This is a genomic window from Mesorhizobium sp. B3-1-9 (assembly GCF_006439595.1).
In the GTDB taxonomy this organism is placed as follows: domain Bacteria; phylum Pseudomonadota; class Alphaproteobacteria; order Rhizobiales; family Rhizobiaceae; genus Mesorhizobium.
The window spans coordinates 205288-230222 of sequence record NZ_VFTJ01000005.1; the positions used below are offsets into that span (position 1 = coordinate 205288).

General features: G+C 65.5%; 29 protein-coding genes and 1 tRNA gene. 19 read left to right on the forward strand and 11 right to left on the reverse strand.

The window, feature by feature from the left end; translation table 11 throughout:
- The 3 genes from FJW07_RS11465 to FJW07_RS11475 are packed head-to-tail and all read left to right on the forward strand — an operon-like array spanning window position 1 to window position 2140.
- On the forward strand, window positions 1–633 hold the full coding sequence (locus FJW07_RS11465; RefSeq protein ID WP_140856468.1) for a precorrin-8X methylmutase: 633 nt from the start codon (window positions 1–3) through the stop codon (window positions 631–633).
- Window positions 630–1379, forward strand: coding sequence for a precorrin-2 C(20)-methyltransferase (locus tag FJW07_RS11470; protein WP_140856470.1), 750 nt, complete (start codon window positions 630–632; stop codon window positions 1377–1379). The genes FJW07_RS11465 and FJW07_RS11470 overlap by 4 nt, the downstream gene beginning before the upstream one ends.
- Complete coding sequence (locus FJW07_RS11475) at window positions 1376–2140, forward strand: precorrin-3B C(17)-methyltransferase (protein WP_140644293.1); 765 nt, start codon at window positions 1376–1378, stop codon at window positions 2138–2140. The genes FJW07_RS11470 and FJW07_RS11475 overlap by 4 nt, the downstream gene beginning before the upstream one ends.
- Here FJW07_RS11475 and FJW07_RS11480 read toward each other — a convergent pair.
- The gene (locus tag FJW07_RS11480) at window positions 2104–2871 is read right to left on the reverse strand and encodes a cobalt-precorrin-6A reductase (protein WP_140856472.1); all 768 of its coding nucleotides are present in this window, start codon (window positions 2869–2871) and stop codon (window positions 2104–2106) included. The genes FJW07_RS11475 and FJW07_RS11480 overlap by 37 nt on opposite strands.
- Before the next feature lies 1 nt (window position 2872).
- Between FJW07_RS11480 and cbiE the strand changes: the two genes are divergently transcribed.
- From cbiE to cobT, 7 genes are read left to right on the forward strand one after another with little or no spacing between them, the layout of a single operon-like run.
- Window positions 2873–4114: a precorrin-6y C5,15-methyltransferase (decarboxylating) subunit CbiE gene (gene cbiE, locus FJW07_RS11485; RefSeq protein WP_140856474.1), complete on the forward strand. Its 1242-nt coding sequence runs from the start codon at window positions 2873–2875 to the stop codon at window positions 4112–4114.
- Window positions 4111–4497 (forward strand): cobalamin biosynthesis protein, encoded by a 387-nt coding sequence (locus FJW07_RS11490; RefSeq protein ID WP_140856476.1) that lies wholly within the window; start codon window positions 4111–4113, stop codon window positions 4495–4497. The genes cbiE and FJW07_RS11490 overlap by 4 nt, the downstream gene beginning before the upstream one ends.
- Entirely contained in the window at window positions 4494–5258 is a 765-nt protein-coding gene (cobM, locus tag FJW07_RS11495; RefSeq protein WP_140856478.1) for a precorrin-4 C(11)-methyltransferase, read from the forward strand. The genes FJW07_RS11490 and cobM overlap by 4 nt, the downstream gene beginning before the upstream one ends.
- Window positions 5255–6070, forward strand: a complete 816-nt coding sequence (gene cobA, locus FJW07_RS11500) for a uroporphyrinogen-III C-methyltransferase (RefSeq protein ID WP_140856480.1) — start codon at window positions 5255–5257, stop codon at window positions 6068–6070. The genes cobM and cobA overlap by 4 nt, the downstream gene beginning before the upstream one ends.
- On the forward strand, window positions 6067–7383 hold the full coding sequence (locus tag FJW07_RS11505; protein ID WP_140856482.1) for a cobyrinate a,c-diamide synthase: 1317 nt from the start codon (window positions 6067–6069) through the stop codon (window positions 7381–7383). Before cobA ends, FJW07_RS11505 begins: the two co-directional genes overlap by 4 nt.
- Complete coding sequence (gene cobS, locus FJW07_RS11510; RefSeq protein ID WP_140856484.1) at window positions 7380–8147, forward strand: adenosylcobinamide-GDP ribazoletransferase; 768 nt, start codon at window positions 7380–7382, stop codon at window positions 8145–8147. Before FJW07_RS11505 ends, cobS begins: the two co-directional genes overlap by 4 nt.
- Window positions 8148–8171: 24 nt before the next feature.
- Window positions 8172–9197: a nicotinate-nucleotide--dimethylbenzimidazole phosphoribosyltransferase gene (cobT, locus tag FJW07_RS11515; protein ID WP_140856486.1), complete on the forward strand. Its 1026-nt coding sequence runs from the start codon at window positions 8172–8174 to the stop codon at window positions 9195–9197.
- 203 nt (window positions 9198–9400) lie between these two features.
- Here cobT and FJW07_RS11520 read toward each other — a convergent pair whose 3' ends face one another.
- From FJW07_RS11520 to FJW07_RS11530, 3 genes are all read right to left on the reverse strand, one after another.
- Window positions 9401–10237, reverse strand: coding sequence for a hypothetical protein (locus FJW07_RS11520; protein WP_140655244.1), 837 nt, complete (start codon window positions 10235–10237; stop codon window positions 9401–9403).
- A gap of 391 nt (window positions 10238–10628) precedes the next feature.
- Window positions 10629–10704 (reverse strand) — tRNA-Lys (locus tag FJW07_RS11525).
- Window positions 10705–10864: 160 nt separating this feature from the next.
- Window positions 10865–11767: a PhzF family phenazine biosynthesis protein gene (locus tag FJW07_RS11530; protein WP_140705783.1), complete on the reverse strand. Its 903-nt coding sequence runs from the start codon at window positions 11765–11767 to the stop codon at window positions 10865–10867.
- A 132-nt stretch (window positions 11768–11899) separates the two neighbouring features.
- Here FJW07_RS11530 and FJW07_RS11535 point away from each other — a divergent pair, with 132 nt between their 5' ends.
- From FJW07_RS11535 to FJW07_RS11545, 3 genes are read left to right on the forward strand one after another with little or no spacing between them, the layout of a single operon-like run.
- Complete coding sequence (locus FJW07_RS11535) at window positions 11900–13186, forward strand: efflux RND transporter periplasmic adaptor subunit (RefSeq protein ID WP_140856488.1); 1287 nt, start codon at window positions 11900–11902, stop codon at window positions 13184–13186.
- A 4-nt stretch (window positions 13187–13190) separates the two neighbouring features.
- Entirely contained in the window at window positions 13191–13898 is a 708-nt protein-coding gene (locus tag FJW07_RS11540; protein ID WP_140655236.1) for an ABC transporter ATP-binding protein, read from the forward strand.
- Window positions 13895–15115, forward strand: coding sequence for an ABC transporter permease (locus tag FJW07_RS11545; RefSeq protein WP_140655232.1), 1221 nt, complete (start codon window positions 13895–13897; stop codon window positions 15113–15115). Before FJW07_RS11540 ends, FJW07_RS11545 begins: the two co-directional genes overlap by 4 nt.
- A 41-nt stretch (window positions 15116–15156) precedes the next feature.
- Here FJW07_RS11545 and FJW07_RS11550 read toward each other — a convergent pair whose 3' ends face one another.
- Window positions 15157–15873 (reverse strand): hypothetical protein, encoded by a 717-nt coding sequence (locus tag FJW07_RS11550; RefSeq protein ID WP_140655291.1) that lies wholly within the window; start codon window positions 15871–15873, stop codon window positions 15157–15159.
- A 5-nt stretch (window positions 15874–15878) separates the two neighbouring features.
- The gene (locus tag FJW07_RS11555; RefSeq protein ID WP_140705791.1) at window positions 15879–16991 is read right to left on the reverse strand and encodes an endonuclease/exonuclease/phosphatase family protein; all 1113 of its coding nucleotides are present in this window, start codon (window positions 16989–16991) and stop codon (window positions 15879–15881) included.
- Between the two features lie 166 nt (window positions 16992–17157).
- Here FJW07_RS11555 and FJW07_RS11560 point away from each other — a divergent pair, with 166 nt between their 5' ends.
- Entirely contained in the window at window positions 17158–17724 is a 567-nt protein-coding gene (locus FJW07_RS11560) for a BA14K family protein (RefSeq protein ID WP_140856490.1), read from the forward strand.
- A 184-nt stretch (window positions 17725–17908) separates the two neighbouring features.
- Window positions 17909–18193: a PilZ domain-containing protein gene (locus FJW07_RS11565; RefSeq protein ID WP_140644262.1), complete on the forward strand. Its 285-nt coding sequence runs from the start codon at window positions 17909–17911 to the stop codon at window positions 18191–18193.
- Between the two features lie 126 nt (window positions 18194–18319).
- Here FJW07_RS11565 and ilvC read toward each other — a convergent pair whose 3' ends face one another.
- Both ilvC and FJW07_RS11575 read right to left on the reverse strand, forming a co-directional pair.
- Window positions 18320–19339: a ketol-acid reductoisomerase gene (gene ilvC, locus FJW07_RS11570; protein ID WP_140856492.1), complete on the reverse strand. Its 1020-nt coding sequence runs from the start codon at window positions 19337–19339 to the stop codon at window positions 18320–18322.
- 25 nt (window positions 19340–19364) lie between these two features.
- Window positions 19365–20018, reverse strand: a complete 654-nt coding sequence (locus tag FJW07_RS11575) for a TetR/AcrR family transcriptional regulator (protein WP_140705797.1) — start codon at window positions 20016–20018, stop codon at window positions 19365–19367.
- A 122-nt stretch (window positions 20019–20140) separates the two neighbouring features.
- Between FJW07_RS11575 and FJW07_RS11580 the strand changes: the two genes are divergently transcribed.
- Entirely contained in the window at window positions 20141–20572 is a 432-nt protein-coding gene (locus tag FJW07_RS11580; protein ID WP_181182619.1) for a DUF1772 domain-containing protein, read from the forward strand.
- A 21-nt stretch (window positions 20573–20593) separates the two neighbouring features.
- Here the strand turns inward: FJW07_RS11580 and FJW07_RS11585 are convergent, their stop codons facing one another.
- Window positions 20594–21049: a MarR family winged helix-turn-helix transcriptional regulator gene (locus FJW07_RS11585; RefSeq protein WP_140856496.1), complete on the reverse strand. Its 456-nt coding sequence runs from the start codon at window positions 21047–21049 to the stop codon at window positions 20594–20596.
- A 96-nt stretch (window positions 21050–21145) separates the two neighbouring features.
- Here FJW07_RS11585 and FJW07_RS11590 point away from each other — a divergent pair, with 96 nt between their 5' ends.
- Complete coding sequence (locus FJW07_RS11590) at window positions 21146–21451, forward strand: Rieske (2Fe-2S) protein (RefSeq protein WP_140856498.1); 306 nt, start codon at window positions 21146–21148, stop codon at window positions 21449–21451.
- Between the two features lies 1 nt (window position 21452).
- Window positions 21453–22172: a glutathione S-transferase family protein gene (locus tag FJW07_RS11595; protein ID WP_181182612.1), complete on the forward strand. Its 720-nt coding sequence runs from the start codon at window positions 21453–21455 to the stop codon at window positions 22170–22172.
- Here FJW07_RS11595 and FJW07_RS11600 read toward each other — a convergent pair.
- Both FJW07_RS11600 and FJW07_RS11605 read right to left on the reverse strand, forming a co-directional pair.
- The gene (locus FJW07_RS11600; protein ID WP_140856501.1) at window positions 22126–23355 is read right to left on the reverse strand and encodes an NAD(P)/FAD-dependent oxidoreductase; all 1230 of its coding nucleotides are present in this window, start codon (window positions 23353–23355) and stop codon (window positions 22126–22128) included. The genes FJW07_RS11595 and FJW07_RS11600 overlap by 47 nt on opposite strands.
- A 73-nt stretch (window positions 23356–23428) precedes the next feature.
- Entirely contained in the window at window positions 23429–23836 is a 408-nt protein-coding gene (locus FJW07_RS11605) for a helix-turn-helix domain-containing protein (protein ID WP_140705807.1), read from the reverse strand.
- Between the two features lie 168 nt (window positions 23837–24004).
- Between FJW07_RS11605 and FJW07_RS11610 the strand changes: the two genes are divergently transcribed.
- A complete protein-coding gene (locus FJW07_RS11610; protein WP_140856503.1) occupies window positions 24005–24898 on the forward strand; it encodes an SDR family oxidoreductase in 894 nt (297 codons plus the stop codon).
- Window positions 24899–24935: the final 37 nt, after the last annotated feature.

Consider the following 24935-nt stretch of genomic DNA (forward strand, 5'->3'; position numbering starts at 1 on the left):
ATGGCCGCCTACGACTATATCCATGACGGAATGGCGATCTACGAGCGCTCTTTCGCCATCATCCGCGCCGAGGCGGACCTGTCGCGCTTCTCCGAAGCCGAAGCCGATGTCGCGATTCGCATGATCCATGCCTGCGGCCAGGTCGAAGCCGCCAGCCATTTTGTTTTCTCCAATGGCTTCGTCGATGCGGCCCGCACCGCATTCGCGGCCGGCGCGGCGATCTTCTGCGATGCCGAGATGGTGGCCCACGGCGTCACCCGCGCCCGGTTGCCGGCCGGCAACGAGGTGATCTGCACGCTGCGCGACCCGCGCACGCACGACATCGCCAGGGAAATCGGCAACACCCGCTCGGCCGCCGCGATCGACCTTTGGGGTGAGCGCATGGCCGGTTCGGTCGTCGCCATCGGCAATGCGCCGACCGCGCTCTTCTATCTGCTCGAAAAACTGCGCGACGGCGCGCCGAAGCCCGCCGTGATCATCGGCATGCCGGTCGGTTTCGTCGGCGCCGCCGAATCCAAGGATGCGCTGGCCGAGAACTCTTACGGCGTGCCCTATGCCATCGTGCGCGGCAGGCTGGGCGGCAGCGCCATGACCGCCGCCGCGCTCAATTCGTTGGCGAGGCCGGGCCTGTGAACGCGATTGTAAAAGGCCGTCTTGTCGGCGTAGGCACCGGCCCGGGCGACCCCGAACTGCTGACGCTGAAAGCGGCGCGCGCGCTGGCCGAGGCCGACGTCGTCGCCTATTTCGCCAAGCGCGGCAACAACAGCAATGCCCGCGCCATCGTCGAGGCGCGCTTCCGGCCGGACATGATCGAGCTGCCGCTGCTTTATCCGGTGACCACCGAAATCGACAAGGACCATGACGACTACCGCTCGCAGATCGCCGATTTCTACGAGCAGTCGGCCGAACAGGTCGCCGAGCATCTCGGCGCCGGCAGGATGGTGGCGGTGCTGTCGGAAGGCGATCCGCTCTTCTACGGCTCGTATATGCACCTGCATGTGCGGCTTGCACACCGGTTCCCGACGGAAGTCATCCCCGGCATCACCGCCATGTCCGGCTGCTGGTCGACCACTGGCCTGCCGATCGTCCAGGGCGACGATGTGCTGACCGTGCTGCCGGGCACGATGAGTGAGTTCGAGCTGACCCGCCGCCTCGCCGATACCGATGCCGCGGTGATCATGAAGGTCGGCCGCAACCTGCCAAAAATCCGCCGCGCGCTGGAAGCGGCCGGCAAGCTGGCGAAAGCCGTCTATGTCGAGCGCGGCACGATGCCGGGCAGCATCTCGATGCGGCTTGCCGAAAAACCGGACGACAAGGCGCCCTATTTCGCCATCGTGCTGGTCGCGGGCTGGTCGGCCCGCCCCGGAGCCAAAGCATGAGCGGCCGCCTCACCGTCATCGGTCTCGGTCCGGGCAATGCCGACCAGGTCACGCCGCAGGCCAGCCATGCGGTGGCCGAGGCTTCGTTCTTTTATGGCTACAAGCCCTATCTTGACCGGCTTGAGCTGCGGCCGGACCAGACCCGCATTGCCTCCGACAATCGAGAGGAACTTGCCCGCTCCAACGAGGCGCTGGCCAAGGCGGCCGAAGGCCACAGCGTCGCCGTCGTTTCAGGCGGCGATCCCGGCGTCTTTGCCATGGCCGCGGCTGTCTGCGAGGCGATCGAAGCCGGGCCCGACGAATGGCGTTCGATCGACCTGTCGGTCGTACCCGGCGTCACCGCCATGCTTGCGGTCGCCGCCCGCATCGGGGCACCGCTCGGCCACGATTTCTGCGCCATTTCGCTCTCCGACAATCTGAAGCCGTGGGACCTGATCGAGCTGCGCCTGCTGGCGGCGGCTGGAGCCGGCTTCGTCATCGCGCTCTACAACCCGATCAGCAAGGCCCGCCCCTGGCAGCTCGGCCGCGCCTTCGAATGCCTGAAGGCGATCCTGCCTGGCACCACGCCGGTGATCTTTGGCCGCGCCGCCGGGCGCCCCGACGAGCGCATCGAGGTTTTTCTGCTGGCAGACGCCGACGCCGAAAAGGCCGACATGTCGACCTGCATCATCATCGGCTCGCCCGAGACCCGGATCATCAAGCGCGGCGAACGGCCGGCGCTGGTCTACACGCCGCGTTCGGCAACGGGCTCGAAAAGATGATCGACTTTTCCCGCCAGCGCATCGACGGTTTCGGCCGAGGGCACGTCAGGCAGCGTCGGCCGGCGGATCATGATCACTTCGATGCCGAGCGCCCGCGCAGCGGCGATCTTGCCATAGGTCGCCTCGCCGCCGCTGTTCTTGGACACGACCGCGTCGATGGCGTATCTCTCGAGCAGCGCCCGTTCGTCCGCCTCCGGAAACGGCCCGCGCGCCAGCAGGTAAAGCGCATCGGGCACGGCAAGCTTCGGCTCGACCGGATCGACGCTGCGGATCAGGTAGCGATGCTGGGGCGCGGTCTCGAAGGCGCCGGCTTCCTGCCGGCCGATCGCGAGGAAAACGCGGCGCGGCGCCGTGCCCAGGGCACCTGCCGCCTCAGCGACGTCGTCGACCAGCGTCCAGTGGTCGCCTGCGACAGGCTCCCAGCTGGGGCGACGCAGCGCAAGGATCGGCACGCCGGACCGCTTGGCCGCCTCGGCGGCATTGGCCGAGATACGGGCGGCGTATGGATGCGTGGCGTCGATCAGCAGATCGATACGTTCCTCGCGAAGATGGGCGGCGAGCCCTGCCGCGCCGCCGAAGCCGCCGACACGCACCGGCACGCCTTGTGCGGCCGGGCTTTCGGTGCGGCCGGCAAGCGACAGCGTGACCGAAAAATCCTTGCGACGGGAAAGCCTTCCGGCCAGTTGCCGGGCTTCTGTGGTGCCGCCGAGGATCAGGATATGGTGGGTCATCATGCCTGCTAAGGGTCCGCGCGCCGCCAAGCCAGCCTCAAAATGGCTGACCGTCGTCGGTATCGGCGAGGACGGTGTAGCGGGTCTCGGCGACGAGGCCAAGCAGCGTATTGCCGAGGCCGAAGTCGTGTTCGGTGGCAAGCGGCATCTTGCTCTGGTCGCATCCCTGGCCAAGGGCGAGGCGCGCCAATGGCCGACGCCGTTCGATGCCGAAATGCGCGACGTGCTGGCGCTCAAAGGCAAAAAAATCTGCGTGCTCGCGTCTGGCGACCCGTTCTTTCATGGCGTCGGCGTCACGCTGGCGCGCAAGGTCAAGCCGGATGAGATGCTCGTCCTCCCGGCTCCATCGTCGCTGTCGCTGGCCGCCTCCCGTCTCGGCTGGGCGCTGCAGGACGTCGAGACCATCTCGCTGCACGGCCATCCGATCGACCTGATCCGGCCCTTGCTCCACCCCGGTGCGCGCATCCTTGCCCTGACATCGGACGCCGACGCGCCGGCGGCCATCGCCGCACTGCTCGACGAGTTCGGTTTCGGCCCGTCGCGGCTGACGGTTCTCGAAGCGCTCGGCGGTGCCGACGAGGCGCATCGAACCTCCCGCGCCGATGCCTTCAATCTCAAAGACATCAACCCGCTCAACGTGCTGGCGCTCGAAATTGATTCGACGCCGGATGCGCGCGTCCTGCCCTTGACCGCCGGCCTTGCCGACCATCTGTTCGAGCATGACGGCCAGATCACCAAGCGCGAGATCCGCGCCATCACGCTGTCGGCGCTGGCGCCACGCCGTGGCGAGCTGTTGTGGGATATCGGCGCCGGTTCCGGCTCGATCGGCATCGAATGGATGCTGGCGCATTCCTCGCTGTGCGCCATTGCCATCGAAGCCGACGGCGAACGCGCCGCCCGCATCCAACGCAATGCTGCGCATTGCGGCGTGCCCGGCCTTGTCGTGGTCGAAGGCGCCGCGCCCAAGGCGTTCGCCAAGCTCGAAACGCCGGATGCGATCTTCATCGGCGGCGGCGGCAGCGATGCCGGCGTGCTGGAGAAGGCGATCAAGGCGTTACGCTCCGGCGGCCGATTGGTCGCCAACGCAGTGACGCTGGAGATGGAGACGCTGCTGCTCGACCAATACAACAGCCGCGGCGGCGATCTTACCCGCATAGCGCTGTCGCGCGCGGCAGCTGTCGGATCCATGCAGGCGTGGCGGCCGGCCATGCCGGTGACGCAGTGGAGCTGGGTGAAACCATGATGGTCGCGGGCATCGGCAGCCGCAAAGGCGTGACGGCGGGCGACGTTCGCGCAGCGGTCGAGACCGCGCTCGAAGCGCATGGGCTGGCGATGACGGCGCTTTCCGCGCTGGCGACGGGCGAAATCAAGCGCAACGAGCCGGCGATCTTCCTTGCCGGCCGAGATCTCAACCTCCCCGTGCTCATCATGTCCGACGCTGCGCTGCAATCCGTCTCGTCCGGCACGGTCAGTCGGTCCGAAGCGTCGCAGGCCCAGGCTGGCACGCCTTCGGTTTCGGAAGCCTCGGCTCTGGCCGCGGCCGGAAAAGGTGCGAAACTGCTTGGACCGCGCATCGTGCTCGGTCCTGTGACCTGCGCTATCGCTCTTGGCGGAGGTACCGCATGACCGTCCATTTCATCGGCGCCGGTCCAGGTGCGGCGGATCTCATCACGCTGCGCGGCGCGCGGCTCCTGGCCAGTTGCCCGGTCTGCCTCCATGCCGGCTCGATCGTCGCGCCCGAATTGCTCGAGCATTGTGCGCCTGGCACCAAATTGATTGACACCGCGCCGATGTCGCTCGACGAGATCGAGGCCGAATATGTCGCCGCGCATAAGGCCGGCCAGGATGTAGCGCGCCTGCATTCCGGCGACCTCTCCGTTTGGAGCGCGGTGGCCGAACAGATAAGGCGACTGGAAAAACACGGAATCCCTTATACGCTGACTCCAGGCGTGCCTTCCTTCGCGGCAGCCGCGGCCGCGCTGCGCCGCGAGCTCACCATTCCAGAACTGGCGCAGAGCCTGGTGCTGACCCGCGTTTCCGGCCGCGCCTCGAAAATGCCGCCAGGCGAGACGCTGGCCGGCTTCGGCCGCACCGGAGCCACGCTTGCCATTCACCTTGCCATTCATGCCATCGATCGCATCGTCGCAGATCTCACGCCGCTTTACGGCGCCGAATGTCCGGTCGCGGTCGTCTTCCGCGCTTCCTGGCCGGACGAGCGCATATTGACCGGCACACTGGGCACTATCGAAGCGCAATTGGCGGAAAACCCGATGGAGCGCACGGCAATCATCTTCGTCGGCAGCGCGCTTGCAGCGCAGGATTTCGGCGAAAGCTCATTGTACGACGCCCATTACCAGCGGCGTTTTCGCGGACGGGACGGATTGTGAACGGCAGCGCCAATACGAACGGACGGGCAACGGTGGAACAGGCGCTTGCGCGCCTGAACTTCAAGCCGCGCGAGCTTGAGCCCGGCCATGTCTGGCTGGCCGGCGCCGGCCCCGGCGATCCCGGCTGCCTGACGCTGGAGGTGCTGGCGGCGCTCGGGCAATGCGACGCGCTGGTTTATGACGCGCTGGTCTCGCCCGATGTCGTGGCGGTCGCTCAAGGCGCCGAGCTTTTCTACGCTGGAAAACGCGGTGGTCAGCCCTCGATGAAGCAGGACGACATCAACGCCCTGCTGGTACGGTTGGCGCGCGAAGGCCGCCGTGTCGTGCGGCTCAAGGGCGGCGACCCTTATATTTTCGGCCGCGGCGGCGAAGAGGCCTTGGCGCTCGCGAGCGAAACCATTCCGTTCCGGGTGCTTTCCGGCCTGACCTCCGGTCTCAGCGCATTGGCAGCCACCGGCATTCCGACCACCATGCGCGGCATCAACAAGGCCGTTATCCTGGCTACAGGCCATGCGGCCGGCACAGATGACGACATCGACTGGGCGGCGATCGCCCGCACCGGACAGCCGGTCGTCGTCTATATGGGCATGGCCAATCTGCCGGTCATCGCGGCAAAGCTGCTCAGCGGCGGCCTCGCGCCATCGACACCCGCGGCTGTGATCGTCGCCGCGACGACACCGCAGGAACGCACCGTCGTCGCCACGCTCGCAACCATCGCGGACGAAGCCGCGGCCGCCGGGCTCGCTTCCCCGGCGCTGATCGTGGTCGGCGGCATCGTCGCCATGCGCGCAGCACTGACGGGCGGCACATGACGGCGCGCGCGATCATCATCGGCGCGCCGCGCTCCGGCTCGGGCAAGACCAGCGTCACCATCGGCCTGCTGCGCTCGCTCGCCCGGCGCGGCCTGAAAGTGCGCGGCGCGAAGTCCGGACCGGACTATATCGATCCCGGCTTCCACACCGCCGCCACAGGCTTGTCCGGCGTCAATCTCGACAGCTGGGCGATGCCGCCTGCCCTGCTCAACGCGCTGGCCGGCCAAGCCGCCGATGATGCCGAATACGTCATCCTCGAAAGCGCAATGGGCCTGTTCGACGGCATCCCCGCGCCGGAGGGCCGCTCCGGCTCGGCCGCCGATCTCGCCCGGCTCTACGGCTTGCCTGTGCTGCTGGTGCTCGACGTTTCCGGGCAATCGACCACGGCGGCGGCGGTGGCCAAGGGTTTTGCCACCTACGATCCCGATGTGCGCATGGCCGGCGTCGTGCTCAACCGGCTCGGCAGCGAACGCCACCGGCGGCTGTCGGGCGACGCCATCGAGGCGATCGGCCTGCCCGTGGTCGGCGCCATCCTGCGCGATCCGACGCTCAACCTGCCGGAGCGGCATCTCGGCCTCGTCCAGGCCGGCGAATACGAGAACCTGATGGCGCATCTCGACCGGCTGGCCGACATGGTCGAAAAGTCGCTCGACATCGACGCCATCTTGGCGCTGGCGACCCCGCTGGAGCCGGCAGCCGGCGACTTCGCCGATGCCTTGCAGCCGCCAGCGCAGCGCATCGCGCTGGCCGAGGACGCCGCCTTCACTTTCCTTTATCCGCATGTCGCCGCGCATTGGCGCAAGGCCGGCGCCGAGATCGCGCCCTTCTCGCCGCTCGCCGACGAGAAGCCGAGGGAAGATTGCGAGGTCTGCTGGCTGCCCGGCGGCTATCCCGAGCTGCATGCCGGCAAGCTCGCGGCCGCGACGAACTTCCGGACGGGAATGGCGCGCTTCGCGGCAACGAAGCCTGTTCACGGCGAGTGCGGCGGCTTCATGGTGCTGGGCGAAGTTCTGGAAGATGCGGACGGCGAGAGCCACAAAATGCTCGGCCTGCTTGGCCATTCGACCAGCTTCGCCAGGCGCAAGATGAACCTTGGCTATCGCGAGGCGCGGCTGCGCGCCACCTGCCCGTTGGGGCCGGAGGGCACGCTGATCCGCGGCCATGAATTCCACTATGCGCAGATGACCGCCACGGGCAATGACGAGCCGCTGGCTGACCTTGCCGATGGCCAGGGCAATCCGCTCGGCGCCTCCGGCTACCGGCGCGGCCATGTCAGCGGCACCTTCTTCCATGCCATAGCGAGGGGCGCATGAGCGGTCCTTCCGCACCGAAGCAATTGCTCGACGATATCGGCCTCAGCCTCGTCTTCTTCACCCGGCTGAGATTGCCATCGAGCGATTTCGGCGGCCGCAGCCTTGCCGACGCGATTTGGGCGGCGCCCTTCGCCGGTCTCGCGGTGGCGATCATCGGCGCGCTGGTCTACGCCATCGCCACAGTTCTCGGCCTCGCCACCGGGCCGGCCACCGCGCTCACGCTCGCCGCGACGATGCTCGTCACCGGCTGCCTGCATGAGGACGGGCTTTCCGACATCGCCGACGGCTTCGGCGGTGGCCGAACACGCGACAGGAAACTGGAGATCATGCGCGACAGCCGCATCGGCGCCTATGGCGCGGCGGCGCTCGGTGTCTCGCTGCTCATCCGCTGGAGCGCGCTGTCCGAGCTGACCGGTCCCGGCCACGTCGTCCTGGCGCTGCTTGCCGCGCATGCGGCCTCGCGCGGCCTATTCGGCGCCTTCATGTATCTACTGCCGCCGGCCCGAGCCGACGGTCTGTCCGCCAATGCCGGCTCTGTCACGACCGAGACCGCCATCGTCGGCGCGGCGCTCGGCGCGGTGGCGCTGCTGGCGCTCGGCCTTGGTGGCGCGATAGCAGCACTCATCCTGCTCGGCCTGATCTTCATGGCCTTCCGCGCGCTTTGCCTCAGCCAGATCGGCGGCCAGACCGGCGACACGATCGGCGCGCTGCAGCAGCTCGGCGAGATCGCGGTGCTGCTCGTCGCATCCGTTTGCCTTTCCTGATTCTCTTTCGGAGACCTTGCCCCCATGTCCCCCCAAACAACGTCCTTCAAATCGCTCGAAGACCTTCGCGCCGCTTGCCTCGATCTTCCCGTCGGCAGCGACGCGGCCGCCGGCGCCGTTGCCCGCCGCCAGGACACGCTGACCAAGCCGCCGGGCAGCCTCGGCCGGCTGGAAACCATCGCCGCCTGGCTCGGCCGCTGGCAGGGCCGCGACATGCCGAAGCTCGATGCGGTGAAAGTCTTCGTCTTCGCCGGCAATCACGGCGTCACCGCGCAAGGCGTCTCGGCCTATCCTTCGGAAGTCACGATACAGATGGTGGCGAATTTCGCCGGCGGCGGTGCGGCCATCAACCAGCTTGCCCGCATTGCCGGCGCCAAGCTGGACGTCATCCCGCTCGATCTCGAGCATCCGACCGGCGACTTCACGCAGATTCCGGCGATGGACGAGCAGGCGTTCCTCGCCGCCGTCTCGGCCGGCTATGACGCCGTGACCAAGGACCTCGATCTCGTCTGTTTCGGCGAGATGGGCATCGGCAACACGACGCCGGCGGCGGCGATCTCCACCGCCCTCTTCGGCGGCGGCGCCGAGAAATGGACCGGCCGCGGCACCGGCGTCGACGACGCCGGCCTGCAGCGCAAGGTCGTGGCCATCGAGGCTGGCCTCAAGCGTCATGCCGATTCGCTCTCCGACCCGCTGAAGATCGCTGCCGCCCTTGGCGGACGCGAGCTGGCGGCGATCTTCGGCGCCACGCTCGCCGCGCGCAGGAACAACGTGCCGGTGCTGCTCGATGGTTTTGTGTGCACCGCCGCGGTCGCACCATTGGCAAGGCTGCACCCGACCGGCCTCGCCCACACCATCGCCGCCCACGTCTCGTCCGAAGCCGGCCACCGCCGCCTGCTCGAAGCGCTCGGCCTACCGCCGCTGCTCGATCTCGGCATGCGGCTCGGCGAAGGCTCCGGCGCCTGCCTTGCCGTCAACATCATCCGTTCCGCTTTGGAATGCCACACGAAGATGGCGAGCTTCGCCGAGGCCGGCGTTTCGGAGAAGTAGACGACACCCCGGATTGCGTGCGATGCACCCGAAGCGCCGGTGAAGCATTGTTTCTTCCGATCGCTGACGGCCTACCGGTCAGAGCGATCCCAGCAAAAGTGTGAGCGGAATTGCTCCAGCTAAGCCGGAGAGATAGGGCGTTTCGCCGTTTCCGTGAAACGGTGAAACGCCCCAGTCCGTCTTCGAGGCGATCGCGGGCAGGTTCATTGCGAGGCGGCGAACCCGCATTGCTTCTGTTCCATCTCGATCTGCTTCGTGATGCGGATGGCGTTCTGCGCATAGGCCTCCGTCACGGAGCCGCTGTTCACGGTCTTGTCCTTCAACGGACTCACCGCGGCGCAGAGATGGAAAACATGCGGTTCGGAGGACTTCGCGGCTCCGTTTTCCGGTGCGATCCAGTACACGACATCCTGACCGGCAGGGTGACTCGCGTCCTTCGTCGCCGCCGTCACCGCAGAGGTGTCCGTGGCGATCTCCTGAGCCTGGGCGGCGACTTCGGGCGAACAGGCCGTGGTCGGTTGTCCCGCCCTGATCTGGGCCGCGCAGGTGTTCATGTCCTGGGTGTACTGCTCGACCGACGGGGGCTTGAAGCTGACGCCCATTACAGTCGCAAGCACGGCCAGCGCGGCACCTACTCCGCCGGCTACCTTCTTGGTCTGCGGATCCATGTTCTTGTCGGTGAGGATAAGGAAGATCAACGGGAGGAAGGCAATCAGCGTGATGATCGCGCCGAGCTGGTTTTGGAAGAAGAACCTGGCCGTGTCGGATGCCCGGGCCGGGTCGTGCCGGTTGGCTGCCTTCCACAGCAAGTTACCGGCGATTGCGAAAATCGCGATTCCGACCAGAATGCCGATCAACAGCGGCAGATTCCCTTGGTCGAACTTGCGCTGGTAAAACAAGACGATCCCGGCAATCTCGCCGCCAATGGCGATAATCCACGAGAGCGCGGCGAAAAGGCGGAGGCGCGTCGCGGCGGACTTTTGGCCCTGCGTTGCTTGCCAATCCTTGGTGACGTCTGCGCCCGGCTTGTTGTCGGTCATGACCAGTTCCCCTGAAATCGACACTTTGCAGGGCGGCTTCAATCGAAAGGCCAACTCGCCCGGCGCAGCATCATTGAACGAACGTCTCGTCGTCTGCCTTCGCGACGCAGCGAAAAATGTGAGCGCCGCGACAGGCCACGTCCCCATCCATATTGCGCACGAGCGGAAGCGTCCATACCCACGGCGCAGACTCCAGTGTGGCGGTGCCTTTGCCCGTCTTTATCTCCGGCTCGAGCCTGACGCTGCCTTCGCCGGCGATTTTGCGGGAGCGGCCGTGATCACAGGACTGGCCGAAGCAACCCCACCCATGCCTCCGAGCAGCGACCAGCTAAGACCCGGAAAAGAGGAGTTTTCCGCAGGCGTAAAATACTAGCAAAAACAAGAGACTAGATGGTGGGTGTGCACAGGATCGAACTGTGGACCCGCTGATTAAGAGTCAGCTGCTCTACCAACTGAGCTACACACCCACACCGCTGGAAAACCAGCGTCGGCGGCGCATATAGCCGCCGCTTTCGGTGATGTCTAGCCCTGCCGGATCATTTCCCGACAAATCGACATGGCATGAACCCGAAAAGTGGATTCCGGTTTTCGGAAAAGATCATACCAGCTCAAAAAAGGCCGCAGGCGTCAGACGAACAGCTTGCCTTCAGCCATCTTGATCGCATGGCCGCCGATGCGCGCGGAGGCCAGTTTCCCGCCATCGACATTGAGCTCGAGGCGGATGCGCGACGGCCGGCCCATTTCCAGCCCCTGCTCGATCCAGAGCTGCGAGATGCCGTCGGTCGGGGCGTCGAAATGCATGATGGCGCCGGCAAAGGCCGCCGCGGCCGAACCCGTGGCCGGATCCTCGTAGGAAGGCGTGCCGGGCACGATCATGCGCACATGGAAGGCGCTGTCGTGGTGGACCCGCTCGCGGCAGTAGACATAGGGGCTGGCGAAGGCCCAGTCGCTCTTGCGCGGCGCAAGTTCCGACCACGCCTGGTTGTCGAGCCTGATCTTGGCTGCCGCTTCAAGGTCCGCGACCGGAATGGTCACGTAAGGCACGCCGGCAGACCAGAAGGCGACGCGGTGATTCTCGAAGCCGATCTCGTGCGGAGCAAGGCCGAGCGCCGCGCCGATTGCTTCCGGGTCGGCCTTGAGCTCCAGCGGTTCCGGCAGTTTCGCCAGGTCGAACTCGGCGAAGGTCGAGCCGTCGTGCTTGCTCACCGCGCAACGCACCGGCCCGATATTCTCCTCCAGCACGAAGATGCCGGCCGCCTCCCCGGCGAGTTCCGCAAGCGCGATCGCCGAGCCGACCGTCGGATGCCCGGCGAAAGGCATTTCGTAGTCGGGCGTGAAGATGCGGATACGGTTGCGGTGCTTTGGATTGTCGGCAGGCAGCACGAACACCGTCTCGGAAAGATTGAATTCGCGCGCGATCGCCTGCATGCCGGCAGTGTCGAGCCCATCGCTGTCGAGCACCACGGCAAGCGGATTTCCGGCCAGCCTTTCGGTGGTAAACACATCGTAAAGCAAGTAACTGCGCGCCATGGAGAAAACCTTTCACCTCGCCTCGAATTTCTGCCTCAATCCCAACATGAGGGAAATTTAATTTGAAATTCGAACCTTAAGGCCTGATCTGTGCACGGATAGGGACATCGATTTTCAGCATAGGGGTCCGGGGTGGACCAGATTGTCAATCCGCCAAACGCGGAATCCGGTACTTCCATAGAGGCCGCGCTCGGGCTCGACCGCAAGGGCGTAAGCCGCAAGCGACGCCGCTTCTGGCTCTACGCGCTGCTGGCGATAGCGATCGTCGCGGCCGGTATTGCCGTCTATCGATGGTATGCCGCCGCACCCCCCAGGATTGAATACACCGCCGTGCCTGCGGCGATCACCGACCTCACCGTCGAGGTATCGGCCACCGGCACCCTGCAGCCGCTGACCCAGGTCGACATCTCCAGCGAGCTTTCCGGCATCGTCCGCTCGGTCGCGGCCAATGAAAACCAGCAGGTCAAGAAGGGCGACGTGCTGGCGACGCTCGACACCGCCAAGCTGGAGGTCCAGATCGAGCGCGCCACTGCCTCCGCCAAGGCTGCGGCCGCCGCCGTCGAGGACGCCAAGGTCACCTTGCAGGAGAACGAGAACGCGGTTGTGCGCGCGAACGCGCTGACCAAGCGCGGCATGGCGACGGACCAGTCGCTCGAAGCGGCGACCGCGACGCGCGATCGTTCCAAGGCGGCGCTCGACAGCGCCGAAGCCAATCTCGCCATTGCCCAGGCCGACCTCAAGGCACAGCAGACCGATCTCGCCAAGAGCACCATCTATGCGCCGATCGACGGCATCGTGCTGACGCGCTCGGTCGATCCCGGCCAGACGGTCGCGTCCTCGCTGCAGGCGCCGGTGCTCTTCGTCATCGCCGCCGACCTTCGCAACATGGAATTGCAGGCCGCGGTCGACGAGGCCGATATCGGCCAGGTTAAGCCCGGCCAGCATGCCCGTTTTACCGTCGACGCTTTCCCGGACCGGCCCTTCGATGCCGAGATCCGCGATATCTCCTACGCCTCGGTCACCACCGACGGCGTCGTGACCTACAATGCGCGCCTCGAAGTCGACAATGGCGAGCTTCTCTTGCGGCCCGGCATGACGGCCACGGTATCGGTCGTGACCCGGCAGGCCAAGGGCGTGCTTACCGTCCCCTCGACCGCCTTCCGCTATCGTCCGCTGCAACAGCAGGCCCGCGGCTGGAGCTTCAGCGACCTGTTCACCGGCCGCATGGGCCGTCCCAACCGGCAGCGCGAAGCAACGAAAGCACCGACCGACGGGTCGCGCACGCTTTACGTGCTGGAGAACGGCCGGCCGCACCCCGTCAACGTCAAGATCGGCTCGAGCGACGGCGAGTTGACCGAGATCACGTCCGGCCTCGACGAGGGCGCGCAAGTCATCACCGGCGTGCAGCAGCGGAGCTGACGACATGTCGGCTCCCCTGCTCATCACTTTCGACAAGGTCTGGAAAAGCTATGGCGAGGGCGAAGCCCGCGTGCATGCGCTGGCCGGCGTCGATCTCGCCATCCGCAGAGGTGAATTCGTCGCCATCATGGGCCCCTCCGGCTCGGGCAAATCGACGGCGATGAACATCATCGGCTGCCTCGACACGCCGACGGCCGGAACTTACTCCTTCATGGGCGTCGACGCGGGCCGCCTCGACCGCAACCGTCGCGCGCTTTTGCGCAACCTCTATGTCGGCTTCGTCTTCCAGGGCTACAATCTGCTGCCGCGCACGACCGCCGCGGAAAATGTCGAGCTGCCGCTGATCTATCGCGGCGTCGCCGCGCGCGAGCGCCGCGACCTTGCAATGCAGGCGCTGGCCGAGGTCGGGCTTGTCGGGCGCGAGCACCACACCCCGGCCGAGCTTTCGGGCGGCCAGCAGCAGCGCGTGGCGATCGCCCGCGCCATCGTCACCAGGCCGACGCTGCTCGTCGCCGACGAGCCCACCGGCAATCTCGACACCGCGCGCACGCACGAGATCATGGAGTTGCTGACCAGGCTCAACGCCGAGCTCGGGCTCTCGATCGTCATGGTCACGCATGAGGCCGACGTCGCGGACTATGCCGGCCGCACCATCCGCTTCCTCGACGGCCATGTCGCCTCCGATACCTTGAAAGCGGAGGAAGCGGCATGATCTGGGAGACCGTCCGCCTCTCGCTGCGCTCGATCCGCCGCAACGTATTGCGCTCGTTCCTGACGCTGCTTGGTATCGTCATCGGCGTCGCGGCCGTCATCGCCATGCTCACCATCGGCTCCGGCACCACCGAGAAGGTCAAGGCCGACATTTCCAAGCTAGGCAGCAATCTTCTCGTCGTTCGCGCCGGCCGGCCCGCGGGACCGGGCGGACCGGGAGGTCTCGACCAGGCGGTGCGACCGCTGGCCGAAAAGGATGTCATCGCGCTCGTTGCGCATCTGAGCGGCGCGCGCGCGATTTCGCCTGCTTCGCAAAAGCAGGTCCGCGTCATCTTCGGCACCGAAAGCCTGACCTCGGGCGTCACCGGCACCGACAGCGCCTATCTCGACGCCCGCGACTGGAAACTGGTGTCGGGACGGCCGTTCAGCGATTCCGAAACGCGCGCCGGCGCCGGCGTTTGCCTGATCGGCGAAACCGTGCGCCAGCAATTCTTCGGCGCCGGCGATCCGGAGGGCGAGATCATCCGCGTCAACCGCACCTCCTGCAAGATCATCGGCCTGCTCGAGCCCAAGGGCTATACCGGCTTCGGCCAGGACCAGGACAATGTCGTGCTGATGCCGCTGCACGCCTATCAGCGGCGCATCGCCGGCAACCGCGACGACATCGACAACATCTATATCGCCGCCGACGACCGCACGCCGACCACCGAGCTGCAGCCGCGCGTCGAGGACATCTTGCGCGACACGCGCCGCATCACGCCGGACCGCGATTCCGATTTCGCCATCCGCGACATGACCCAGATCGCCGATGCGATGACCAGCGCCACCACCACCATGACCGGCATGCTGGGCGCCGTCGCCGGCGTCAGCCTCCTGGTCGGCGGCATCGGCATCATGAACATCATGCTGGTCTCGGTCACCGAACGCACGCGCGAGATCGGCATCAGGCTGGCGATCGGCGCCCATGAGAAGCACATCCTCATCCAGTTCCTGGTCGAGGCGACGGTGCTGTCGCTCTTTGGCGGCATCATCGGCATCCTGATCGGGCTGTCGCTGGCCGGCCTCGCCTCGATGGCGTTGACGATACCTTTCGCGCCGAGCCCCGCCGTCATCCTGCTCGCCGTCGGCTTTTCGGCGCTGATCGGCATGGTGTTCGGCTTCTTCCCGGCGCTGCGCGGCGCCCGCCTCGATCCGATCGACGCGCTGCGGCACGAATAGCCAGATCACAGCGACTGCTGACGTCCGGACGTCCAGCGTGGTTAGTCGTGGCCGGCGAAATGCCACTCGATCAGCGGCTTCATATGCGGCATCAACCCGTCGGGCAGATCGCCGGCGTGGCGGATGATCACCGGCCCCTCGATCTCCGGGTCCGTCTCGGTGGCGACGAAGGCCGTAATGCGCCGTGCCAGCTCGTCGGCGGGCTCGGCGACCCGGTAACGGCGAAAGATCACCGTGCCGCTCGGCGTCGAGAGCGCGTGATAGTGCCGTCCACGCTCGGCCTCCGACAGGTCGAGCCCGGTCTCTTCCCGCACCTCGCGGATCATGTTGAAGTCGACATCGACCAGCCCGTCGCGGAAATCGATCGGCTCGAAGGAGCCGGCGGCGAAATAGACGCGGCCGGCATTGACGGTGTGCGGCCCCATGCGGATCGCCACCAGCGCGTTGTCGCCGGCGACCAGCATGGCATGCGCATAGGCATGCTCGGCGCCGGAAATTTCGCGCCGCTTGCGCCACAGCAGGAAGGTCGAGTAGTTGACCGCATGGCAGCGGCCGACGAGGCGCCCGCCTCGGTAAGCAAGTTCGGAAAGCAGCACCACGGTGCCGTCGAACAGCGCCGGATTGGCCGCTGTTTCCTGCCGCCAGTTCTCGGCGATCGCCGCCGCATTACTCAGCGCGAAGGGATGCGGGCCGGTATCGAGACGGACGTCGACCGCATCGACGGGCAAGATGACATTGCGCGGCAGGTCGAAACTCAAGACGGTCACGCCATGTCCAGTGTGATCGCCACCGGGCAATGGTCCGACGCTTTCGGCCTGTCCCAGCCGGCGCGCGGGAAACGCTCGACCTCCTGTCCGGGCGGAAAGATGGTGCGCCAGGGCTGGCCGTTGCGGATGATGTCGGGAACGGCGGTGGCGTTCTTCGCGGCAAGCGCCTTCGACAGCAGGATATAATCGAGCTGGCAGAGATGCCGCTCCTCCGGGCCGCGCGTGTGGTAGAAGCTCCAGCGGTCCATCTCCGGCCGCCGTTCGACGACATTCTCGCAAAAGCCGCCGGCGGTAAGCACGTCGATCGAGGACCGGGCTTCGTCGACAACCTCGAAACGGTAGCCATCGATGGCGTCGCCGTCGACCTTCACGCGTTGCCGGTAGTCGTTCAGGTCGCCGCAGACCACCCAGCGCTTGTCGGCGGCATGGTCCTTGCCGAAACGCTCCTCGATGATACGGCGCACCGCCTGCGCCTCGGCGATGCGCAGCGGCATCGACGCCTCGCGGCCGTCCAGCCCGTTGCGCGGCGGGCCCATTGATTTGAAATGCACGAGATAGAGCGTCAACGGCGCGCCGCCGACCCGCAGGTCGATCTCCAGGCAGTCGCGGCGAAAGATACGCTCATTGGCGAGATAGCCGAGCCCGGCGAGCTCCGGCGTGAACAGCCCGAACTGCTCGAAAGTGACATAGGCGTGGCTGGTCATGCGCGAGAATTCGATCGGCTGCCCCTGCGCGGTTTCGTTGCGCATCATCACGGCGACATCGATGCCGCGCGTATCGTTGCCGGCGGTGGTGTATTTCTGCCGGTACCCCCGCCCGACCATCTTGAACAGATAGCCGTATTCGAAGGCCTTCAGCGCCTCGATATTGTCGACCTCCTGCATGCAGATGACGTCCGCGCGGGTGGCCGCGATGGCGAGCGCCGTCAACTGGCGGGTGTCGTCGGACTGGGCGATCGCGCGGGCCTGCTCGAGGATGCGGTATTCGGCCTCGCTCCGGATGTCGAACAGCGCCAGCGTGCGGTCTTCATTGAGCTGGTTGCGGTAGCCCGAGAAATCGAACCTGTTCATCAGGTTCTCGACATTGAAGGTGGCGAGGCGCAGCGACATGGCCGCGACCTTTGCCTGCAAGCGAGGGCGAAAACAAGGGCCAGGCCGATACTCGTCATGGTTGATGGAACCTTTCCGTTCATCCTCCGTTCAGACGGAAAGTTCCAACAATAGGCCTTTCCCCGGGGTGTGCTGGGCGTGGGGCCTTTACTCCTTGGAGAGTGAAATGAAACCGCTTTTTTCTTCCCTGAGATCCGGGCTTCTGGTCCTGGGCCTCGTTACCGGCGTGACGGCGCCCTCGGTCGCCGGACCGATCCTGCAACCCGATCTCGGCGTCGCGACGAACACCGCCGCGCCAAACATCATTCCCGTGCGCGACGGCTGGGCCGGCAACAACAACGGCGGCAACTTCCAGGATTGGCGTTGGCGTAACCGCGGCGGCGACTTCAGGTGGCGCGGCGGCAATCGACATTTCTCGCGCAACTGGGACGGCGGCGGCGATTGGCGCTGGCGGCACCACCACCGCCGGCATTTCCGCGGCGGCGACGCGGCGATCCTTGGGCTGGGCCTCGGCCTGGGCTTGGGCAGCATGGCCTACGGCAACTACTACGATCCCTACTATTACGATCCCTATCCGCGTTACGCTCAGCCGCGGCGCATTTACCGGACCGGGCGGCTGTCCAGCGCGCATGTCCGCTGGTGCTACGACCGCTACCGGTCGTATCGCGCCTGGGACAATACGTTCCAGCCCAACTACGGTCCGCGCCGGCAGTGCCGCTCGCCCTATATCTGAGCTCGTCGGCAGGAATGATGAAACGGCGCCCATCGCGGGCGCCGTTTTATTTTGGCGCAACCTGTGGCTACGACGGGTGGCTACGACGGGCGATAACGCTAAATTCATTGGCGGCTTCTATCCATTCATGCCGATCTCCCCCGACACGACGACTCGCAGGACCAGGTTGCAGGACGTGCCCGCCATGGCCGAAAACGAACACAGAAACCAACACAGGCACCGCGTGCTGAAAGGCGCGGCGATCCTGACCGGCATCAACAATTCCGAGGTAAGGTGCACGGTGCGCAACATGCATGCGAACGGCGCCGAGCTGAAAGTGCCCATCGATGCGCGCGTGCCGGACGAATTCCTGCTTTATGTGCCGGTCAACGGCATCGGCTACAAGGCAGTGGTGCGCTGGCGCCGCGAGGATCGCATCGGCGTCGAGTTCACCGACACCGAGCCCAAGCCGCACTGGCACTACGGCTGAAATCGCGTCCACTTCGCGGAATAAAAAGCCGGCGGATTTCTCCGCCGGCTTGACGCTGCAGCAACCGGAAGCCTGACGACAATTCGCCCTGCCGGTAGCCGGCAGGGTGGAATTGGCGCAGGCCTCTTAGTTCTTGGCCTTGTCGACCAGCTTGTTCTTGGAAATCCACGGCATCATCGCGCGCAGCTTAGCGCCGACTTCCTCGATCTGGTGGCTGTCGTTGTTGCGACGGATGCCCTTGAAGCGCGACATGCCGGCGCGGTATTCCTGCATCCATTCCGAGGTGAACTTGCCGGTCTGGATGTCCTTCAGCACGCGCTTCATCTCGGCCTTGGTGTCGGCGGTGATGATGCGCGGGCCTGAGACGTACTCGCCCCATTCGGCGGTGTTCGAGATCGAGTAGTTCATGTTGGCGATGCCGCCTTCATAGATCAGGTCGACGATCAGCTTCACCTCGTGCAGGCACTCGAAATAGGCCATTTCCGGCGCGTAGCCGGCTTCCACCAGCGTCTCGAAACCGGCGCGGATCAGTTCGACCAGACCGCCGCACAGCACCACCTGCTCGCCGAACAGGTCGGTCTCGCATTCCTCGCGGAAATTGGTCTCGATGATGCCGGAACGGCCGCCGCCGACGCCGCAGGCGTAGGAGAGCGCGAGATCGAGCGCGTTGCCCGAAGCGTCCTGGTTGACGGCGACAAGGCATGGCACGCCGCCGCCCTTCTGGTATTCGCCGCGCACGGTGTGGCCCGGGCCCTTCGGCGCGATCATCACGACGTCGACCGAGGCCTTCGGCTCGATCAGGCCGAAATGCACGTTGAGGCCGTGCGCGAAGGCGATCGCCGCACCGTCGCGGATGTTCGGAGCGATCTCCGATTTGTAGATGTCGGCCTGCAATTCGTCGGGCGTCGCCATCATCATCAGGTCGGCCCACTTGGCGGCGTCCGCCACGCTCATCACCTTGAGGCCGTCGGCCTCGACTTTCTTGGCGGTCGCCGAGCCGGCCTTGAGACCGATGGCGATTTCCTTGACGCCGGAATCCTTGAGGTTGAGCGCATGCGCCCGGCCCTGGCTGCCATAGCCGATAATGGCGACCTTCTTGCCCTTGATCAGATTGAGATCGGCGTCACGATCGTAATAGACACGCATTTGGTGTTCCTTCCCGTTTTGAAGATCAGAGGGCCAGTGGCCCGGTTTTTGCTCCGAAGAGAGCGAGAAACTGTTGCGTCGCGCGCGCGGCATCGCCGCCGATCGTCGCCCCAGTCAATTCCACCCGGTCGCCGAGCAGCAGACGTATCTGCACGTCGCGGCCGACCAGACCGAAAAAGGTTCTGAACGCCGTCTCGGCGTCCTCGAAATCGAGCAGCCCGGCCTGCAGACCGGCTTCAAGCACCGGCTTCAGGCGCTTGGCAAGAGCGAAGCGGCCATTCTGCAGCACGATCGCGCCGAGATCGTCCTTGCCGGAACCGGCATGGCTGACTGCCACACGGTTCAGCGCGATCGAAGTGTCGCTGGAGATAACCTTCAGCCAATCTGAAGCGAAGCGCTCCAGGCTCGCCGTGAGCGAACCGATATCCAGTCTCTCACGGTCGACGGCCGCGACACGCACCTTGGACGCCTGCCATTGCACCGTGGCGTTGAGCAGGCCATCGCGATCGCCGAACCATTTGTAGAGCGTTTCCTTGGAACAGCTTGCCCGCCGCGCCACCGCCGTCATGGTCAGGTTGTCGCCCTCTTCGACCAAAAGGCGAAGTGCCGCATCCAGAACGGCCTGCTGGCGCTCGGTGAGCGCTTCGCTGTTGTCGATATCCTGCACGCTGTGCAACACGTTTGCCCTCGGATACGTTGACAAGACCGATGCGTACCGTACGTTACGGTTCGGTTTCTATGCCGTATTGCCCGAAGGCATGCAAGCCCTATTTTCCATTTCCTTGCCGGAGGGATAAGATGCTGGTCGGCCTGCTCGCCCTGGCCGTAGCCGCCGCCTTCACCGGCGCCGCTGTCTATGTCAGCGTCGCGGAGCAGCCGGCGCGGCTTGGCCTCGATGACCAGGCGCTGCTGCGCGAATGGCAGCCCTCTTATAAGCGCGGGGCCGCCATGCAGGCCTCTATTGCCATGGTAGCCTGCATTCTCGGCCTGATCGCCTGGTGGCTGACCGGCGCGTCAGCCCATCTTGCCGGTGCGCTCTTCATCATTCTGCCTTGGCCATGGACGCTGCTGGTGATGATGCCGACGAACCGGATGCTGGAGGCGATGGATGTCGGGGCCCCCAATTCTCAGGCGAGGTCATTGATCGTCAGGTGGGGCAAGATGCATCTGGTCCGTGTCGCGCTGGGCGCGCTGGCGACGATCGCATTTCTATGGGCCTTGCGCCTGCCCTGAAAGCTCGTCGGCTCATGGATTTCAGTCCGCGACCGGCGGATCGCGCAGCCGCCCGAGCAACCCGGCAAGCATCCCCAGCTCCTTGGCGGAAAGCCTGTCGCCGATCAGTTCCGCGATCGAAGCGCCATAGACGGTCCAGATGCGGCGGCGCATGTCCCGACCGCTTGGCGTGATGCGCACGGTCTGGCCCCGGCCGTCGTCTGAGACGGGCAGCTTTTCGACCAGCCCATCCGCCTCGAGCCGGGACAGCAGCCGTGAGACGCCATACTGCGCCAACAGCACGCGATCGATCAGTTCGAACGGCCTGAGCCCACCCTCGCCCGCTTCGGCAAGCTCGTGCAGCACGTCGTACCAGGCGAGCGGCGGCAGCCCGCCGGCTTTCAGTGCACCCTCGGTCCTTTCGACCAGTTGGCGCGAGACGCGCATCAGGCGCGCCCAGGCGATGACGGCTTCGGGTGATGGTGATGTTTTCGTCATCGGTCCAGCTTAAGCGATAGATGCAATTGCATCAAGCTTGACGATCGATGCAAACGCATCTATATAGATGCAAATGCATTTATATGGAGAGAACCGATGAGACATGAAATCTGCAAGATCGCCGACATTCCTCAAACCGGCAGCCTGATCGCGCCTTTCTTCGGCCGCGAGGTCCATGTCTGGCGCAGCGGCGAGCGCATCCGCGCCGCGGCCAATATCTGCCTGCATTTCGGCGGGCCGCTGGACTGCAAGGACGGCGCTTTCGTCTGCCAGTGGCATGGCGCGAAGTTCGACATGGAAAACGGCGAGCGCCTGGAAGGCCCGGCGCCGAAGGGCTCGCGCCTGATGTTCCTGTCGACCCGCGTCGAGGATGGCGCGCTGAACTATGTCTGGGGAGAGTGAGATGACCGCAAGGCTCACCCTCGTCAGCCATCATTTGTGCCCCTACGTCCAGCGCGCGGCGATTTCGCTTGCCGAAAAAGGCGTGCCGTTCGAGCGGGTCTATGTCGACCTCTCCAACAAACCCGACTGGTTCAAGGCGATCTCGCCGCTTGGCAAGGTGCCGCTGCTGCGCGTCCGGCACGGCAATGCGCAGGATGTGATTTTCGAATCCGCCGTCATCCTCGAATTCCTCGAGGAGACAGAGGCCAATCCCTTACACCCGGCCGATCCGCTGGCGCGGGCCAGGCATCGCGCCTGGATCGAATTCGGCTCGGCCATCCTCAACGCCATAGGCCGTTTCTATTCAGCTGCCGACGAAGCTGCTTTCCTCAATGAAAGCAGAGGCTTGTCCGGGATGTTTGCACGTCTGGAAGCAGAATTGTCTGCAAGGCAAAGCGGTCCGTGGTTCGCCGGCGATCGATTCTCGCTGGTCGACGCCGTCTTCGGGCCGGTCTTCCGCTATTTCGACACGTTCGACCGCATCGGCGACTTCGGCATTCTTGACGGCAAGCCGCTCGTCCAGGCCTGGCGCGAGGCCTTGAGCGAACGCCGATCGGTGACCGAAGCCGTCGGTCCGGACTATCCGCGGCGGCTGCACGCCTTCCTTCTGGCGAAGCAATCTTATCTGTCTGGGATCATCCAGCGGCAGGCCATTGCAACTCCGCAAGCCCGATCCGCCTGAACGGGTCGATCACCGTGCCGGCGACCATGGCGGCGAGGAATTGCGGCCCTGGCGGAATTCGCGCCAAGGCCGCCACCATGCGGTCGCGGACAAAGGGCAAGGCCGCGGAATCCGATTGGTAGAACGGCGTCAGCGACAGCGACAGCGCCTGGAATACGCGCACGTGCCAACGGCGCGCGCTCGCATAGGCCTCCAGCGCGCCGTCGATGCCGTTCGTCCGCGCCAGCGCATGGCTGAGCGCGGCCGCGTCGAGCAGCGCCATGTTCGCGCCTTGCCCGAGTTGCGGGCTGGTCGAATGCGCGGCGTCGCCGATGACGGCAAGCCGTCGGCCGGCTGGCAGCGTCATCGTGTGGTGGCCATAGCGGGCGAGCGAGAGCTGCTCGAAACTGTCGATCTGACTGGTGAAAACCTCGCACTCAGGCCATACCGAAATCACCCTCGCCTTCCAGGCGTCGAGCCCCTTCGCCTTCACCTGTTCGGTGTCGGCCGGCTTGAGGCTCCAGAAGAGCGCCGCCATGTCTTCCGCGCCGGGCTCCGGCCGGCCGATCGGCAGCACGCCGACCATGACGCTTGCCTTGTCGTAGCGCTGCAGCAGCGCGCGTTCGTCGAAGCCGTCGCGCCAGCCGAGCGACGCCCAGAATGCCCCATAGGTGAGCGGCCGCGGCATCGCGGCATCGCCAAGATAGTGCCGCAGCTTCGAGCGCGCGCCGCTGGCATCGACGATGAGGTCGAATGGGCCGAGCCGCCTGCCGTTGCCGCAGACGAGCGCCGCGCGCTCGGCCGCCTCCAGCGTCTCGACCTCGACATTGGTTTCGATGGCGATCGCTTCGCGCAAGGCAGCGCGGTAGAGCACGCCGAACAGCGCCGCCCGGTGCACCGCGAGGCCGAAGCGGCGGCCGCGCCGCGCGTCGTAGCGGACTTCGAGCACAGTGCGGCCGCTGCCGGCGTCGGTGCCGTGCAGCCGCTCGATCCGGCTGCCAAGCGAAAGAATCTCGGCGAGCAGGCCGAGATCGGCGAGCACGGTCAGCCCGGTCGGCTGCAGGATGAGGCCGGACCCGAGGGGCTTCGGCGCGTCGAAACGCTCGAAAATGGTGACCTTGTGCCCTGCCCGGTTGAGATAGAGCCCTGCCGCCAGTCCGGCCGGCCCGGCACCGGCAATCGCTATGTCGTAGGATCTGCTCATCGCCCGCCCAAGCCAAGCCGGCGCGACAATCTCCCACCGGTATCGTCAAATCAAGCTGGCGCTTTGACGCCCATCAAGTTTGGGCATCGAAAGCTGCGCGGGCCGCGCGCACGGCGTCATGGTTGAGCTCGGCCCACTGGATCAGCATCTGCAGGGGTGCGAACATCGAGCGCCCAAGATCGGTCAAGCTGTATTCCACGCTCGGCGGCTTGGTCGGGAATACTTCGCGATGAACATAGCCATCGCGCTGCAGGTCGTGGAGCGTTTGTGTCAGCATGCGCTGTGAGATGTCGGGAACCAGCCGTCGCAATTCGCCGAACCGATAAGGCTTCTCGGCCAGCGCCATGACCAGCAGCGAGCTCCATTTGCCACTGATGCCCTGGATCACGTCGCGGACCGGACAATCGGCGAAATTGGCACCGTTCGTCATGGCCTTATAGATCTCGAGCTTGGCTTTGAGATTGAAGATCTTGCTGTCCATCGCGACATCCGCTGGTCGAAATTTCGGCCGGCCGGGGTGGTTCCCTCGCCGTGCCTACCTCCCGAAAAACTGCCTTCTTTACGGCTTGAGGTCAATTCCTATTTTAGCGCTGGTCTCTTTTTGAGACTACCACAGCACCTGCCAATCGGCGCAATTCAGGAACCTCCCATGACCGAAACACTCCTCGTCACCGGTGCCTCGGGCCAGCTTGGCCGCGCCGTCATCGATTACTTGCTGGAAGCGCAGAAAATTGCGCCGGAAAGCATCATCGCCGCCACGCGCAATCCCGAAAACCTCGCGGATCTCGCGGCGCGCGGCGTTACCGTCAGGGCTGCCGATTTCAACGACAAGGCCTCGCTCGAGAAGGCATTCAGCGGCGCCGACCGGGTGCTGATAATCTCGACCGGCGACCTTGACCTCAAAACCGGCCGGCGCCTGAAGCAGCATGAGACCGCGGTCGCGGCGGCCAAGGCGGCAGGCGTTTCGCATTTGCTTTACACCTCCATGCCCAATCCCGAGCCCGGCTCGCCGGTGCTGTTCGCTGGCGATCACTACGGCACCGAGCAGGCGATCAAGGCGAGCGGCATCCCCTACACCATCTTCCGCAACGGCTGGTACCAGGAGAACCTGTTCATGTCGCTTCCGCATGCCATTTCGTCGGGCAAGTGGTACACGTCGGCCGCCGACGGACGCATCGCCCATGGCGCGCGCGACGACATGGCGGCCGCCATTGCCGCCGGCCTCGCTTCCGGCACGAAAGAGAGCAGGATCTACACGCTGACCGGTCCGCAGGCCCATACCGTGGGCGAGATCGCCGCTCTGGTGAGCGAAGTCACCGGCAAGCCGCTGGAAGTCATCCAACTGCCGGACGAGGCGCTGACCGAAGGGGTGAAAGCAGCCGGCGTTCCCGAAGATTTCGCCCGCATCATCGTCTCCTTCGACGCCAACACGCGAGCCGGACGCATTGCAGAGGTGACCGATGCCGTCGAAAAACTATCTGGCCGCAAGCCGCGGACGCTGAAGCAGTTCCTCGAGACGAACAAGGCTGCCCTGCTCGGCTGAAGTCTGGCGCGCCTGGGGAAGCCGTCCCCCGGCGCGC

What these genes read in the sequence shown, in the direction of transcription:
- FJW07_RS11560 (WP_140856490.1), top strand. Translation starts at nt 17,158, where the DNA reads ATGAAACCGCTTTTTTCTTCCCTGAGATCCGGGCTTCTGGTCCTGGGC.
- FJW07_RS11565 (WP_140644262.1), top strand. Translation starts at nt 17,909, where the DNA reads ATGGCCGAAAACGAACACAGAAACCAACACAGGCACCGCGTGCTGAAA.
- FJW07_RS11595 (WP_181182612.1), top strand. Translation starts at nt 21,453, where the DNA reads ATGACCGCAAGGCTCACCCTCGTCAGCCATCATTTGTGCCCCTACGTC.
- FJW07_RS11480 (WP_140856472.1), bottom strand. Translation starts at nt 2,871, where the DNA reads ATGACCCACCATATCCTGATCCTCGGCGGCACCACAGAAGCCCGGCAA.
- FJW07_RS11465 (WP_140856468.1), top strand. Translation starts at nt 1, where the DNA reads ATGGCCGCCTACGACTATATCCATGACGGAATGGCGATCTACGAGCGC.
- FJW07_RS11555 (WP_140705791.1), bottom strand. Translation starts at nt 16,991, where the DNA reads ATGTCGCTGCGCCTCGCCACCTTCAATGTCGAGAACCTGATGAACAGG.
- FJW07_RS11545 (WP_140655232.1), top strand. Translation starts at nt 13,895, where the DNA reads ATGATCTGGGAGACCGTCCGCCTCTCGCTGCGCTCGATCCGCCGCAAC.
- FJW07_RS11490 (WP_140856476.1), top strand. Translation starts at nt 4,111, where the DNA reads ATGATGGTCGCGGGCATCGGCAGCCGCAAAGGCGTGACGGCGGGCGAC.
- cobT (WP_140856486.1), top strand. Translation starts at nt 8,172, where the DNA reads ATGTCCCCCCAAACAACGTCCTTCAAATCGCTCGAAGACCTTCGCGCC.
- FJW07_RS11530 (WP_140705783.1), bottom strand. Translation starts at nt 11,767, where the DNA reads ATGGCGCGCAGTTACTTGCTTTACGATGTGTTTACCACCGAAAGGCTG.
- FJW07_RS11585 (WP_140856496.1), bottom strand. Translation starts at nt 21,049, where the DNA reads ATGACGAAAACATCACCATCACCCGAAGCCGTCATCGCCTGGGCGCGC.
- cobM (WP_140856478.1), top strand. Translation starts at nt 4,494, where the DNA reads ATGACCGTCCATTTCATCGGCGCCGGTCCAGGTGCGGCGGATCTCATC.
- ilvC (WP_140856492.1), bottom strand. Translation starts at nt 19,339, where the DNA reads ATGCGTGTCTATTACGATCGTGACGCCGATCTCAATCTGATCAAGGGC.
- cobS (WP_140856484.1), top strand. Translation starts at nt 7,380, where the DNA reads ATGAGCGGTCCTTCCGCACCGAAGCAATTGCTCGACGATATCGGCCTC.
- FJW07_RS11600 (WP_140856501.1), bottom strand. Translation starts at nt 23,355, where the DNA reads ATGAGCAGATCCTACGACATAGCGATTGCCGGTGCCGGGCCGGCCGGA.
- cbiE (WP_140856474.1), top strand. Translation starts at nt 2,873, where the DNA reads ATGCCTGCTAAGGGTCCGCGCGCCGCCAAGCCAGCCTCAAAATGGCTG.
- FJW07_RS11475 (WP_140644293.1), top strand. Translation starts at nt 1,376, where the DNA reads ATGAGCGGCCGCCTCACCGTCATCGGTCTCGGTCCGGGCAATGCCGAC.
- FJW07_RS11520 (WP_140655244.1), bottom strand. Translation starts at nt 10,237, where the DNA reads ATGACCGACAACAAGCCGGGCGCAGACGTCACCAAGGATTGGCAAGCA.
- FJW07_RS11505 (WP_140856482.1), top strand. Translation starts at nt 6,067, where the DNA reads ATGACGGCGCGCGCGATCATCATCGGCGCGCCGCGCTCCGGCTCGGGC.
- FJW07_RS11590 (WP_140856498.1), top strand. Translation starts at nt 21,146, where the DNA reads ATGAGACATGAAATCTGCAAGATCGCCGACATTCCTCAAACCGGCAGC.
- FJW07_RS11610 (WP_140856503.1), top strand. Translation starts at nt 24,005, where the DNA reads ATGACCGAAACACTCCTCGTCACCGGTGCCTCGGGCCAGCTTGGCCGC.
- FJW07_RS11605 (WP_140705807.1), bottom strand. Translation starts at nt 23,836, where the DNA reads ATGGACAGCAAGATCTTCAATCTCAAAGCCAAGCTCGAGATCTATAAG.
- FJW07_RS11540 (WP_140655236.1), top strand. Translation starts at nt 13,191, where the DNA reads ATGTCGGCTCCCCTGCTCATCACTTTCGACAAGGTCTGGAAAAGCTAT.